This is a genomic window from Gordonia sp. CPCC 206044, from assembly GCF_048537895.1.
Taxonomy (GTDB): domain Bacteria; phylum Actinomycetota; class Actinomycetes; order Mycobacteriales; family Mycobacteriaceae; genus Gordonia.
Map to the genome: position 1 here is coordinate 327,821 of NZ_JBCLVL010000005.1, position 12,370 is coordinate 340,190.

Genomic DNA, 12,370 nt, shown 5'->3' on the forward strand with positions numbered 1-12,370 from the left:
ATGACACTTTCGGGACTCACCGTCGCGGTTATCGCACTGGTCCTGCTCCTGGTGGTGCTGGCCGCCGGTTGGGCGTTCCAGACCGCCAATCGGCTCGACCGACTCAACGTGCGTGTCGACCTGGCACGACAGGCGCTCGATGCGGCCCTGGCCCGCCGGGCCGTGGTGGCGCGGGCGATCGCCGCCGGCATGGTGGCCGGGTACGACGACGACCTGATCGCCGCGGGGCAAGACCTGGCCGCCGCCGCGGACCAGGCCGAGCACGCGCCGCCGAGCGGCCGCGAACAGGCCGAGAACCGCGTGTCGTCGCTGCTCGCGCGCACCGACACCCAGTCACGCCCACAGGGACTCGTGGTGGAGCTCGCCGACGCCGAGACCCGGATCATGATGGCGCGTCGCTTCTACAACGACGCCGTCCGCGACACCCGTAACCTGGCCGAACGCCGGTTGGTGCGGTGGCTGCACCTCGGCGGAACCGCCGAACCGCCACAGTTCTTCGAGATCATCGAACGGGTCACGCCGGGCAGCAATCCGTGAGAGACGCGTCACGAACTAGACTCGAGGGCGATCCCGCTCAGCGGACCAGCGGCAGATGCTGCCGCCCGAGACGACACCCAGGAGACATCACGTGAGTCAATTCCAGTCAGGGAACGCCAGCACTCCCGGACCGGACGCGCCAACCGTCGGTCAGGGCACCGCCCGGGTGAAACGCGGCATGGCCGAGATGCTCAAGGGCGGCGTCATCATGGACGTGGTGACCGCCGAGCAGGCGAAGATCGCCGAGGACGCCGGTGCGGTGGCCGTGATGGCCCTCGAACGCGTTCCGGCCGACATCCGTGCCCAGGGTGGTGTGTCGCGGATGAGTGATCCGGACATGATCGACGGCATCATCTCGGCGGTGTCGATCCCGGTGATGGCGAAGGCTCGTATCGGGCATTTCGTGGAGGCGCAGATCCTGCAGAGCCTCGGCGTGGACTATGTCGACGAGTCGGAGGTACTGACCCCGGCCGACTATGCCAATCACATCGACAAGTGGGCGTTCACCGTGCCGTTCGTGTGCGGTGCGACCAATCTCGGTGAGGCACTGCGCCGTATCACCGAGGGCGCGGCGATGATCCGTTCGAAGGGCGAGGCCGGCACCGGCGACGTGTCCAACGCGACCACCCACATGCGTCGGATTCGCGACGAGATCCGACGGCTGACGTCGTTGCCGTCCGACGAGTTGTACGTGGCGGCAAAGGAACTGCAGGCGCCCTATGACCTCGTGGTCGAGGTGGCGCAGGCCGGGAAGTTGCCGGTCACCCTGTTCACCGCCGGTGGTATCGCGACACCGGCCGATGCGGCGATGATGATGCAGCTCGGCGCCGAGGGTGTGTTCGTCGGTTCGGGCATCTTCAAGTCCGGCAATCCGGCCCAGCGGGCCGCGGCGATCGTGCAGGCGACGACCTTCCACGACGATCCCGACGTGCTGGCGAAGGTCTCGCGGGGGCTCGGTGAGGCGATGGTCGGCATCAATGTCGACGACATTCCGCAGCCACACCGACTCGCAGAACGGGGTTGGTAGTCAAGTCCTGCCGTAGGATCTGCTGATCATGGACGCGGCGACGATAGTCCGAGACGCATCCGGCTGCGGCACCGACACCCTGGAGGGGTTGCGGCTCGAGTGGGCGGTGGCATGCGATGTCGGTCGGGTACGTGAGGCCAATGAGGACGCGGCCGTCATCCTGCCGGGCAGATACCTGCTCGCCGACGGTATGGGTGGCCATGACAGCGGTGAGTTGGCCAGCGAGGCGGCGCTGCTGACGATCGCCGAGGTGCCGGTGCTGCACGAGCAGTCCGAGACGCAGCTCGATCTGATCGCCCTGCTGTCGCGGGCGCAGGAGAAGATCGGCGACATCTCGGTGGATTCGGATCGCCGGGCCGGGACCACGGTCACCGGCGCGGTGCTGGTCACCTTTGAGGGACAACCGCATTGGCTGGTCCTCAACGTCGGCGACTCGCGTACCTATCGGTTGCAGGGTGGCGCGCTCGAACAACTCACCGTCGATCACTCGCAGGTCCAGGAGTTCGTCGACGCGGGATTCATCACGCGGGAGCAGGCCCGCGTGGACCCGCGCCGCAACGTGATCACGCGGGCTCTGGGCGCCGGGATGGTGGAGCCGCAGGCCGATTTCTTCTCGCTGCCCGCGCTGCCCGGCGACGTCTTGATGGTCTGCTCGGACGGACTCACCGGAGAACTCCCGGACGAAGAGATCGCCGACATCCTGCTGGGCTCCGACAGCGCCGAACAGGCGACCGATGCGCTCGTGGAGGCCGCGCTCGCTCTCGGCGCCCACGACAATGTCACCGTGATCGTGGTGGCGGTCCACGAATCGGACGGTGGCGAGGCATCCGACAATGCCGAGGTATCCGACGGCGCCGAGGTGTCCAACGGTGCCGGGATGTCGCAGAGCGAGAAGGCGTCTGACACTGCCGACGAATGATTTCTGATTTTTTTCGGAATTCGCGGAACCAGAGCCGAACTCGCTGCGTCTAACTCTCGAAAGCGGGGCAGAAGACGATTTGCCCCCCGGACGAGTGAGGACATCCATGACCGTCATCGCAGATCACGTGCCCGCACATCACTCACCGGTACGTCACGGGGCTCATCAGGATTCGCGACGTCAGGCCGAGGCCGCTCGACGCAGGCAGGAGGCGCTGGCCCGACTCAAGCAGCGTCGGATGCCCCTGCCCGGTCAACCCCTGCCCGGTCAAGTGCTTCCCGGTCAAGCGCTGTCCGGGCGGCCGATGCGCGGCGCAGTGCGTGCTCCGCGTGGCGAGATGGGTCCACGGCCGCACATGACATTGGTCACCTCGGCCTCGCGCGTCGAATCGGCCGGTCGTGGCTGCTCGTGCGGGTCGTCGGTGGTTCCGAGCGATCGTCCGGCACTCACCACCCGCGAGATCGAGGTGCTGCGCACCTGGTTGAAGCTCGATTCGAAACCCGCTGTCGCAGAGGCCCTCTACATATCGCTGGGCACGGTCAACACCCATCTGACGCGCATCCGCGCCAAATACTCGGATGTCGGGCGTGCGGCACCCACCAAGGCGGCTTTGGTGGCGCGGGCCGTCCAGGACGGGCACATGTCGCTCGAGGAACTCTGAGCCCGATCTGACGAGGAGGCGGCGCCGAGCGGGATGACAGCGCCGCAGAGAACACAGCGCCGCAGAGAACACATCGCCGCCAGGGATACACAGCGCCCGCCGGGGAAACACGGCACCGCACGGGGACGACGGGGAGACGGGATAGACCCGGGGGAGTCGGGGAAAGGCTTGGACCGGACCATCGGGTCGGGGGTTCCGATGGTCCGGCCCAAGCCACTGAGGAGATCGCCGGACCCGGTGCCGCCGTTACACATTTCGGGTCCGTTGGCCGATCACCGATCGACAGTGCGCGATACTGGACCTCGTGGCAACCATCGAAGAGATCCTCCAGGTCGAGGCGATCGAGAAAGACATCTATCGCGGACCTGCATTTCCGAGCCATCTGCAACGTACGTTCGGGGGTCAGGTTGCCGGGCAGGCGTTGATGTCGGCGACACGCACCGTGCCGGACGAGTTCGCCGTCCACTCGCTGCACGGATACTTTCTGCGGCCGGGAAATCCGGACAAGCCGACCGTGTTCCTCGTGGACCGCATCCGCGACGGGCGATCGTTCACCACCAGGCGGGTCACCGGGATCCAGGACGGCGAGGCGATCTTCACCATGTCGGCCTCCTTCCACGTGACCACCGATCAGGGCATCCAGCATCAGGATCGGATGCCGCCGGCGCCCAGCCCCGACGAACTGCCCGACCAGGCTGCCGATCTGTCGGACGAGGCCAAGGCGGTGTTCAAGGAATGGCGCGACTTCGATGTGCGTCTGGTGCCTCCGGAGCAGATGGCCACCTCCGGCTATTTCGCGGCCCAACAGCGGGTCTGGTTCCGGCATCGTCGACGGTTGCCCGATGACCAGGTGTTCCATGTCGGCACCCTGGCCTACATGAGTGACATGACGCTGCTCGGATCGTCCAAGGTGCCGCATCCCGGCGTCGAACCGCAATCTGCCTCCCTCGACCACGCGATGTGGTTCATGCGGCCGTTCCGCGCCGACGAATGGCTGCTCTATGACCAGACCTCGCCGTCGGCGGACGCCGGTCGTGCGCTGACCCAGGGGCGCATCTTCGATCTCGACGGACGGATGGTCGCTGCGGTCACCCAGGAGGGACTGAGTCGTACCGGCCGGGCGATGCCCGCCGATCAGCACGCACGGCAGGACCGGTGAGCACGATCGACGCACCGCTGATCGGGGTCCTCGCACTTCAGGGTGACGTACGCGAGCACCTCGCCGCTCTCACCGAGGCAGGCGCGCAGGCGTGCACGGTGCGACGACCGAGTGAGCTGACGCAGGTCGACGGCATCGTCATCCCGGGCGGGGAATCGACGACGATGAGCAAGTTGCTCGGAGTGCTCGACCTGTTCGATCCGTTGCGGGAGCGTCTGGCCGCGGGGTTGCCTGCCTACGGTTCGTGCGCCGGCATGATCATGCTGGCCAGCACGATCCTCGACACCCGGCCCGACGCGCGGCACCTCGACGCCCTCGACATCACGGTCCGGCGCAACGCCTTCGGACGGCAGGTGGAGAGTTTCGAGACGGATCTGGAGTTCGCCGGGATCACCGACCGATCGGGAGCAACACCGATGCGTGCCGTGTTCATCCGCGCACCGTGGGTGGAATCGATCGCCCCGGAGGTCGAGGTGCTCGCGAGGGTTCCCGACGGTCCCGCTCAGGGGCGCATCGTCGCCGTGCGGCAGGGTTCGGTGCTCGCGACGTCGTTCCATCCCGAGGTCACCGGCGACCGCCGCGTGCACGGTTACTTCGTGGACATGGTGCGCACCCGTCGGTGAGTGTGACCCCGCCCGGTAAGCTCTTGTCGTTGGGCGGATCGTCATCGGATGGTCACGTCAGCCGGGAATCGACGTCGAGAAGGAATGCGGGAGTCTCATGAGCGGCCATTCCAAATGGGCCACCACCAAGCACAAGAAGGCGGTCATCGACGCCAAGCGCGGCAAGATGTTCGCCAAGCTGATCAAGAACATCGAGGTGGCGGCACGTACCGGCGGTGGTGACCCGGCAGGCAACCCGACTCTCTACGACGCCATCCAGAAGGCCAAGAAGTCGTCGGTGCCCAACGACAACATCGAGCGCGCCCGCAAGCGTGGCGGCGGCGAAGAAGCAGGCGGCGCCGACTGGCAGAACATCACCTACGAGGGCTACGGCCCGAACGGTGTCGCCATCCTGATCGAATGCCTCACCGACAACCGCAACCGTGCGGCCGGTGAGGTGCGGACCGCGATGACCCGCAACGGCGGCAACATGGCCGACCCGGGTTCGGTGGCCTACCTGTTCACCCGCAAGGGCGTGGTGACCCTGGAGAAGAACGACCAGTCCGAAGACGATGTGCTGCTCGCCGTCCTCGACGCCGGTGCCGAAGAGGTCAACGACCTCGGCGAGACCTTCGAGGTCGTCAGCGAGCCGGGAGACCTGGTCGCGGTCCGTACGGCGTTGCAGGAAGCCGGCATCGACTATGACTCGGCGGAAGCGGATTTCCGTGCGTCGGTGGAGGTTCCGGTCGACGTCGACGGTGCGCGCAAGGTGTTCAAACTGATCGACGCGCTCGAGGACTCCGACGATGTGCAGAACGTCTACACGAACATCGACGTGAGCGACGAGGTCCTCGCCGAACTCGACGCCTGACCCGCGCCGACGGACTAGCGCCGACGGATTCGCGCTGACGGATTTGCGGCGCTCGTCCTCGCTCAGGTCATCGCTCGGCTATCGCGGGCCGATCGGGATGGTCGTAGCGGATCTCGACGTCGGCCGACGGCCCGTTGCGGGCATGGTCGAGCAGTGCGGGGATGGTGAACAGCTCCGCGGCCGGGGTCGCGCGCCGCAGCGCACCCTCCGACAAACGCAGGGCGATCGTGACGTCGGCATCCAGCCCGCTGCCGAGCAGCAGGGGACCCGACAGCACCACCACCTGGTCGGCCGTCGCGCTGCGCGCGGTGTCACGAAAAGATCTGTCGCGCACCGCATTCCAGAGCCTTGGTAGCCATTCGCCGCGGTTGTGCAGCGCATCGATCACCTCGCGGCGGACGGCGTCGTGGTCGAACCAGATGGTCCGATAGCTCTCGGTGTCGGTGTGGCCGTACTCGAAGCGTAACGACGCCGGACGCAGATAGTCGTTCATCGCCACCACCGCGGCGGCCCGCCCACGTGACGTCAGGGTCTCGGTGATCGCCTGCGCGAACCGGTCCGGGTCGGCGGCGTCGGCGCCGTCGACCACGATGATCCGGCGGCCGGGCTCGCCTGCCGCGACGTCGGCACAGTGCTCGATGAGATCGGCTGGGGTGATCGGACGGTAGGTCGGCATGGTGGCGCCATTGTCGCGTGTTGGTCGACGACGATGTCGTCGGGTGCCGATAGAATCTCGAACAACTGTTCGGTAGCCGTGGTGGAGGTGTGCGTGCGTGTGATGGGGGTCGATCCCGGTCTCACCCGATGCGGGATCGCATTGGTGGAATCCGGCCGCGGTCGCAAGGTCACCGCTCTCGACGTCGACGTGGTCCGCACGCCGACGGACATGGATCTCGCGGATCGGTTGCTCGCCGTCTACACCGCTGCCTGCCATTGGCTCGACGTGCACCAACCCGATGTGGTCGCCATCGAGCGGGTGTTCGCCCAGAACCAGGTCTCCACCGCGATGGGCACGGCGCAGGCGGGCGGGGTCATCGCACTCGCCGCGGGTCAGCGGGGCATTCCGGTGCGATTTCACACCCCGTCGGAGGTGAAGGCCGCCGTCACCGGCAGCGGTCGCGCCGACAAAGCACAGGTCACCACGATGGTGACGCGGATCCTGGGAATGCAGACCAAACCGCGCCCTGCCGATGCCGCGGACGCGCTGGCGCTGGCGATCTGCCACTGCTGGCGGGGACCGATGATCGAACGGATGGCGCAGGCACAGCGCAAGGCCGACGAGCTCACCCGCCGTCATCGGGACAAGGTGGCGAGCGCGAAGCGGTCCGCGGCGACACGTAGCGGGGGAGTTGCATGATCGCGTCGGTTCGCGGGCCCGTCGTCGACATCGCCCTCGATCATGTGGTGATCGACTGTGCCGGCGTCGGTTACCGCGTGCTGGTGACCCCGGCGACGGTGTCATCGCTGCGTCGCGGTGACGAGGCCACCCTGTTGACCTCGATGATCGTCCGAGAAGACTCGATGACGCTCTACGGCTTCACCGAGCCCGATGCGCGGTCGTTGTTCGCGCTGTTGCAGACGGTCACCGGCGTCGGGCCGCGATTGGCCATGGCGACCCTGGCGGTCCTCGAACCCGATGCGCTCCGGCGGGCGCTGGCGGAGTCTGATGTCAAGGCGCTCACCACGGTGCCGGGAATCGGTAAGCGAGTGGCCGAGCGGCTGGTCGTGGAACTGCGCGACAAGGTGGAGATGCCCACCGGATCGGCCGGCGGACCGGTGAGCATCGCGCCCGGATCGGTGCGCGACCAGGTGGCCGAGGCGTTGGTCGGCCTCGGCTTCACCGCCGGACCGGCCGACAAGGCACTCTCGGCCGTGCTGGCCGACGCACCCGACGCCGATGCCTCCACCCTGTTGCGCAAGTCGTTGGCGCTGCTGGGGAAGACAGCGTGAGAGGGGAGCGATGACCGATTCCGAGGAGCGTGAGGTCAGCGCCACCGAGCTACCCGCCGACGGCGACTTCGACGCCGGGCTGCGGCCACGGTCACTGTCCGACTTCATCGGCCAGCCGCGGGTGTGTGAGCAACTCGAACTCGTGTTGCACGGCGCCAAGGGGCGTGGCGGAACCCCCGACCACATCCTGCTGTCCGGTCCGCCCGGACTGGGTAAGACGTCGTTGGCGATGATCATCGCCGCCGAGATGGGTGCGGCCATCCGGGTCACGTCGGGCCCGGCGTTGGAGCGGGCCGGTGATCTCGCGGCGATGCTGTCGAACCTCGTCGAGGGTGACGTGCTGTTCATCGACGAGATCCACCGCATCGCCCGACCAGCCGAGGAGATGCTCTACCTGGCGATGGAGGATTTCCGGGTCGACGTGGTGGTGGGCAAGGGGCCCGGGGCCACGTCCATACCGCTCGACGTCGCCCCGTTCACCCTGGTCGGCGCTACCACGCGATCGGGATCGTTGACCGGACCGCTGCGCGACCGGTTCGGGTTCACCGCACACATGGAGTTCTACGAGACCGACGAACTCGTGCGGGTGCTGCGTCGATCCGCCGGCATCCTGGGCATCCGGTTGCGCGACGACGCGGCCGTGGAGATCGCCGGACGCTCGCGCGGCACCCCACGCATCGCCAACCGGTTGCTGCGTCGGGTCCGGGACTACGCGGAGGTGCGCAGCGACGGTGTCATCACCGTCGAGATCGCGCGGGCCGCGCTGGCCGTCTACGACGTCGACGGTCTGGGTTTCGACCGTCTCGACCGTGCGGTGCTCAACGCCCTTGTCCGGGGGTTCGGTGGCGGTCCGGTCGGCGTCTCCACCCTCGCGGTGGCCGTCGGCGAAGAACCGGCCACCGTCGAAGAGGTGTGTGAGCCGTTCCTGGTGCGTGCCGGGATGATGGCGCGCACCCCACGCGGCCGGGTGGCCACGGCCGCGGCGTGGCATCACCTCGATCTGACCCCGCCGGCCGGTGCCCTGAATGCCGCCTTCGGGGTGCGCACCCGCGACGTCGGCACCGACAGTCTTTTCGACGACCTGTGACCGGCGTCGCACCCGCATTTCGGGTGCACCGGCACGGGCATGGCACACTGGATGACGACCGCCGACCCGACTGAGTGCCGGAATCGGACAAAACACCCGTACGACTGCAAGCACGTACGACTCGACATCGACAAGGATTGACGCGTTCATCATGGAGTCCCTTCTCTTCCCCCTTCTGCTGGTCCTGCTGGCCGGTTTCATGTATATGAGCATCCGTAAGCAGAAGAAGCGCATGGCCGAGATGCAGGACATGCAGAACTCGGTCGCCACCGGCGCGCGGGTGCAGCTGACCTCCGGGATGTTCGCGACCGTGGTCGACGGCTCGTCGTCGGATTTCGTCGACCTGGAGATCGCGACCGGCATCGTCGCGCGTTTCAACCGGGTCGCGGTGGTGCGTGTGGTGCCCACCGACGAGGCCGCCGAGACCTACCCGGGTGCGCTGACCGGTCGTCCCGAGCAGATCGATGCTCCGGAACCGGAGTCGGACTCGCTGTCCGACGATTCCTTCTCCACTGATCGTCCGGCCGAGAACCCGACCGACGACAAGTGATCTCCACGCGGTGACGCCCGGGCGACCGGGTGTTACCGCGTAGTCAGTAGAGTGGGCGACCGACCGGCATTCCCGCGTGCGTCGGGGCACGTTCACGCCTGAAACGCACGGATTCCTCAGGAGATCAGAACAGTAGTGACCACACCTCGCCGGGCGTCGACGAAGCGGTCGGGACCTCAGCGTGAGATTCCCCCGTGGCGACCCCTGACCGCATTCTTGGCGCTGTTGGCAATCGTCTACGCGCTGGTCTTCTTCACCGGAGGCGGTTCGCCGACACCGAAACTCGGTATCGACCTACAGGGCGGTACCCGGGTCACTCTGACCGCCCGCACCCCGGACGGCAAACCGCCGTCACGTGAGCAGCTCGACCAGGCGAAGCAGATCATCGAGCAGCGTGTGAACGGGCTGGGTGTCTCCGGCTCGGAGGTCGTGGTCAACGGCAACAACCTGGTGATCACCGTCCCGGGCGACGACGGCAAGCAGGCACGCTCGCTGGGTCAGACCGCACGTCTGTTCGTGCGTCCGGTGGAGAACGTCACCGCCGCGACGCCCCAGCCGAAGACGCCTCAGAACGACGAGAACCAGTCCGGGGACACCGAGCAGTCCGCCCAGGATCGCGAGACGTCGGCGGCGGCCATCGACGAACAGCGCAAGCTACGACAGGCGCCGGAAGGGGCCAATCTCGATGCGCTGAACGCACAGATGGCCAAGATGGACTGCTCCACGGACGCCAACGATCCGCTGCTGGGTAACGACCTGCCCGACCAATACCTGGTCGCGTGCTCGCAGGACGGCACCCAGGTGTACCTGCTGGGCCCGGAGATCATCGACGGCCGGGACATCAAGAACGCCACCGCGGGGACCACGCAGCAGGCGGGTTCGTGGATCGTCCAGGTGGAATTCAAGGGCGACGCGCAGAAATTCTGGGCCGATTACACCGCCAAGAACACCGGTAAGCAGACGGCGTTCACGCTCGACACGAAGGTCGTGTCCGCCCCCCAGATCCAGGGTGCGATCACGACCCCGCAGACCGAGATCAGCGGCAACTTCACCCAGCAGGAAGCCAAGGACCTGGCCAACGTCCTGAAGTACGGATCGTTGCCGCTGTCCTTCGAATCCTCGGATGCCGAGACGGTGTCGGCGACGTTGGGTCTGTCCTCGCTCAAGGCCGCGTTGGTCGCGGGTGCGGTGGGTCTGATCGCCGTGCTGTTGTACGCGTTGTTCTACTACCGCATGCTGGGCATCCTGACCGTGTTGTCGCTGGTGCTCTCCGGGCTGATGGTCTACGGCATCATCGTGCTGCTCGGCCGGTGGATCGGCTTCACTCTCGACCTGTCCGGCATGGCCGGCCTGATCATCGGTATCGGCATGACGGCGGACTCCTTCGTCGTCTACTTCGAACGCATCAAGGACGAGATGCGCGAGGGACGAAGTTTCAGATCGGCGGTACCACGAGGCTGGGCAAGCGCCCGGCGCACGATCTGGACGGGTAACGCCGTCAGCTTCATCGCCGCGGTCATCATCTATGTGCTCGCGATCGGTGAGGTTCGCGGATTCGCGTTCACCCTGGGTCTGACGACGATCCTCGACGTGGTGGTCGTGTTCCTGGTCACCCATCCGCTGGTCGTGTTGGCCAGCCGCTCGGAGTTCCTGTCACGACCGTCGGTCAACGGTCTCGGGGCGGTCAGCGAGGTGGCCCGACAACGTCGGGTCGCGGCGCGGTCGAACCGTGAGGGTGCGTCGGAAGGATCGACGAAATGAGCATGCAGACTCCCGAACCCGCGCGGCCGAACTCGGGTCGCACCGACGGAGCCCGCGGCTCCACACCGCCGCCGCCCCCGCGCACCGAGGACACCGGGACCGACACGCTGACGACGACGTCGTCGGATGCCGACTTCGTGCCGGAGTCCGGTCGGTCGTTCCTGTCGCGGCTCTACACCGGTACCGGTGCCTTCGACATCATCGCGCGGCGCCGCACCTGGTACGTGGTGACGCTGGTGATCCTGGTGATCTCCATCGGGTCGATCGCGATCCGCGGCTTCACCCTCGGCATCGAGTTCGAGGGCGGTACCCAGATCTCGATCCCGGTCTCCGCAGGCATCACCACCGACGCGGTCGAGAAGGTGTTTGCCGACACCCTCGGAAGTGAGCCCGAATCGCTGCAAACCGCGGGCTCGGGTTCCAGCGAGACCGTCCAGGTGCGCACCGAAACCCTCAATGCGGTTCAGACAGAACAGATCTCCCGTGCTCTTGCCGACGAGTTCGGTCCCCAGCTGACCGCGGGGGAGGTGAGTTCGTCGGATGTCAGCTCCAGTTGGGGCGGCGAGATCACCGAGAAGATGCTGATCGCGTTGGCCGTGTTCCTGGTGATCGTGTTCATCTACATCGCCGTGCGATTCGACCGCGAGATGTCGATCGCCGCGCTGGCGTCGTTGTTCTTCGACATGATCGTGACCGCGGGCATCTACTCGCTCGTCGGCTGGGAGGTCACCCCGGCCACCGTCATCGGCTTGCTGACCATCCTCGGTTTCTCGATCTACGACACCGTGGTGGTGTTCGACAAGGTCTCGGAGAACACGCGGTCGGTGTTGCAGACCACGCGACGCACGTACGCCGAACAGGCAAACCTGGCGGTCAACCAGACCCTGATGCGCTCGATCAACACCACCGTCATCTCGGTGCTGCCGATCATCGCGCTGATGGTGATCGCGGTGTGGATGCTCGGTGTCGGCACGCTGAAGGATCTCGCGCTGATCCAGCTCGTCGGCGTCATCGTCGGCGCCTATTCGTCGATCTTCCTCGCCGCACCGCTGCTGGTGACGCTCAAGGAGCGCCGTGAGGACATCGGCAGGCACACCAAGCGGGTGCTGGATCGTCGGGCACGTGTCGCGGCGGGCGACGATGTGGTCGAGCCGCGTCCGGTGCGTGGCCGTCCGGCCGGCCGACGGGCCGGCGACGCGCCAGCGAACCCGACGGGAAAACGGCGGCGGTCGCGTTAACCTACGCC

Annotated in this window: 14 protein-coding genes; 13 read left to right on the top strand and 1 reads right to left on the bottom strand. The window is 66.8% G+C overall.

The features are described from left to right. The 7 genes from AAFP35_RS10285 (at nucleotide 1) to AAFP35_RS10315 (ending at nucleotide 5,776) form a co-directional block, all read left to right on the top strand. Complete coding sequence (locus AAFP35_RS10285; RefSeq protein ID WP_419221462.1) at nucleotides 1-537, top strand: NUDIX hydrolase; 537 nt, start codon at nucleotides 1-3, stop codon at nucleotides 535-537. Nucleotides 538-628: 91 nt separating this feature from the next. After that, nucleotides 629-1,564: a pyridoxal 5'-phosphate synthase lyase subunit PdxS gene (gene pdxS / locus AAFP35_RS10290; RefSeq protein WP_419221463.1), complete on the top strand. Its 936-nt coding sequence runs from the start codon at nucleotides 629-631 to the stop codon at nucleotides 1,562-1,564. 28 nt (nucleotides 1,565-1,592) lie between these two features. Next, nucleotides 1,593-2,483: a PP2C family protein-serine/threonine phosphatase gene (locus tag AAFP35_RS10295; protein WP_419221464.1), complete on the top strand. Its 891-nt coding sequence runs from the start codon at nucleotides 1,593-1,595 to the stop codon at nucleotides 2,481-2,483. 106 nt (nucleotides 2,484-2,589) lie between these two features. Further along, complete coding sequence (locus tag AAFP35_RS10300; RefSeq protein WP_419221465.1) at nucleotides 2,590-3,144, top strand: LuxR C-terminal-related transcriptional regulator; 555 nt, start codon at nucleotides 2,590-2,592, stop codon at nucleotides 3,142-3,144. Between the two features lie 304 nt (nucleotides 3,145-3,448). Next, complete coding sequence (locus AAFP35_RS10305; RefSeq protein ID WP_419221466.1) at nucleotides 3,449-4,303, top strand: acyl-CoA thioesterase; 855 nt, start codon at nucleotides 3,449-3,451, stop codon at nucleotides 4,301-4,303. Then, nucleotides 4,300-4,926, top strand: coding sequence for a pyridoxal 5'-phosphate synthase glutaminase subunit PdxT (gene pdxT / locus AAFP35_RS10310; protein ID WP_419221467.1), 627 nt, complete (start codon nucleotides 4,300-4,302; stop codon nucleotides 4,924-4,926). Before AAFP35_RS10305 ends, pdxT begins: the two co-directional genes overlap by 4 nt. A 97-nt stretch (nucleotides 4,927-5,023) precedes the next feature. Further along, entirely contained in the window at nucleotides 5,024-5,776 is a 753-nt protein-coding gene (locus AAFP35_RS10315; protein ID WP_419221468.1) for a YebC/PmpR family DNA-binding transcriptional regulator, read from the top strand. Nucleotides 5,777-5,843: 67 nt separating this feature from the next. On the opposite strand, the gene AAFP35_RS10320 is transcribed toward AAFP35_RS10315, so the two are convergent. Further along, on the bottom strand, nucleotides 5,844-6,452 hold the full coding sequence (locus AAFP35_RS10320) for a hypothetical protein (protein WP_419221469.1): 609 nt from the start codon (nucleotides 6,450-6,452) through the stop codon (nucleotides 5,844-5,846). Between the two features lie 93 nt (nucleotides 6,453-6,545). Between AAFP35_RS10320 and ruvC the strand changes: the two genes are divergently transcribed. The 6 genes from ruvC to secF all read left to right on the top strand — a co-directional run bounded on the left by ruvC (nucleotide 6,546) and on the right by secF (nucleotide 12,362). After that, complete coding sequence (gene ruvC / locus AAFP35_RS10325; protein WP_419221470.1) at nucleotides 6,546-7,133, top strand: crossover junction endodeoxyribonuclease RuvC; 588 nt, start codon at nucleotides 6,546-6,548, stop codon at nucleotides 7,131-7,133. Further along, on the top strand, nucleotides 7,130-7,726 hold the full coding sequence (ruvA, locus tag AAFP35_RS10330) for a Holliday junction branch migration protein RuvA (RefSeq protein WP_419221471.1): 597 nt from the start codon (nucleotides 7,130-7,132) through the stop codon (nucleotides 7,724-7,726). Before ruvC ends, ruvA begins: the two co-directional genes overlap by 4 nt. Nucleotides 7,727-7,736: 10 nt before the next feature. Beyond that, nucleotides 7,737-8,813: a Holliday junction branch migration DNA helicase RuvB gene (gene ruvB, locus AAFP35_RS10335; protein WP_419221472.1), complete on the top strand. Its 1,077-nt coding sequence runs from the start codon at nucleotides 7,737-7,739 to the stop codon at nucleotides 8,811-8,813. 151 nt (nucleotides 8,814-8,964) lie between these two features. Further along, nucleotides 8,965-9,363, top strand: coding sequence for a preprotein translocase subunit YajC (gene yajC, locus AAFP35_RS10340; RefSeq protein ID WP_419221473.1), 399 nt, complete (start codon nucleotides 8,965-8,967; stop codon nucleotides 9,361-9,363). 135 nt (nucleotides 9,364-9,498) lie between these two features. After that, the gene (gene secD, locus AAFP35_RS10345) at nucleotides 9,499-11,124 is read left to right on the top strand and encodes a protein translocase subunit SecD (protein WP_419221474.1); all 1,626 of its coding nucleotides are present in this window, start codon (nucleotides 9,499-9,501) and stop codon (nucleotides 11,122-11,124) included. After that, nucleotides 11,121-12,362 (top strand): protein translocase subunit SecF, encoded by a 1,242-nt coding sequence (gene secF / locus AAFP35_RS10350; protein ID WP_419221475.1) that lies wholly within the window; start codon nucleotides 11,121-11,123, stop codon nucleotides 12,360-12,362. The genes secD and secF overlap by 4 nt, the downstream gene beginning before the upstream one ends. Nucleotides 12,363-12,370 lie beyond the last annotated feature (8 nt).

What these genes read in the sequence shown, in the direction of transcription:
- AAFP35_RS10285 (WP_419221462.1), top strand. Translation starts at nt 1, where the DNA reads ATGACACTTTCGGGACTCACCGTCGCGGTTATCGCACTGGTCCTGCTC.
- ruvB (WP_419221472.1), top strand. Translation starts at nt 7,737, where the DNA reads ATGACCGATTCCGAGGAGCGTGAGGTCAGCGCCACCGAGCTACCCGCC.
- secF (WP_419221475.1), top strand. Translation starts at nt 11,121, where the DNA reads ATGAGCATGCAGACTCCCGAACCCGCGCGGCCGAACTCGGGTCGCACC.
- ruvA (WP_419221471.1), top strand. Translation starts at nt 7,130, where the DNA reads ATGATCGCGTCGGTTCGCGGGCCCGTCGTCGACATCGCCCTCGATCAT.
- yajC (WP_419221473.1), top strand. Translation starts at nt 8,965, where the DNA reads ATGGAGTCCCTTCTCTTCCCCCTTCTGCTGGTCCTGCTGGCCGGTTTC.
- AAFP35_RS10300 (WP_419221465.1), top strand. Translation starts at nt 2,590, where the DNA reads ATGACCGTCATCGCAGATCACGTGCCCGCACATCACTCACCGGTACGT.
- AAFP35_RS10320 (WP_419221469.1), bottom strand. Translation starts at nt 6,452, where the DNA reads ATGCCGACCTACCGTCCGATCACCCCAGCCGATCTCATCGAGCACTGT.
- AAFP35_RS10295 (WP_419221464.1), top strand. Translation starts at nt 1,593, where the DNA reads ATGGACGCGGCGACGATAGTCCGAGACGCATCCGGCTGCGGCACCGAC.
- AAFP35_RS10315 (WP_419221468.1), top strand. Translation starts at nt 5,024, where the DNA reads ATGAGCGGCCATTCCAAATGGGCCACCACCAAGCACAAGAAGGCGGTC.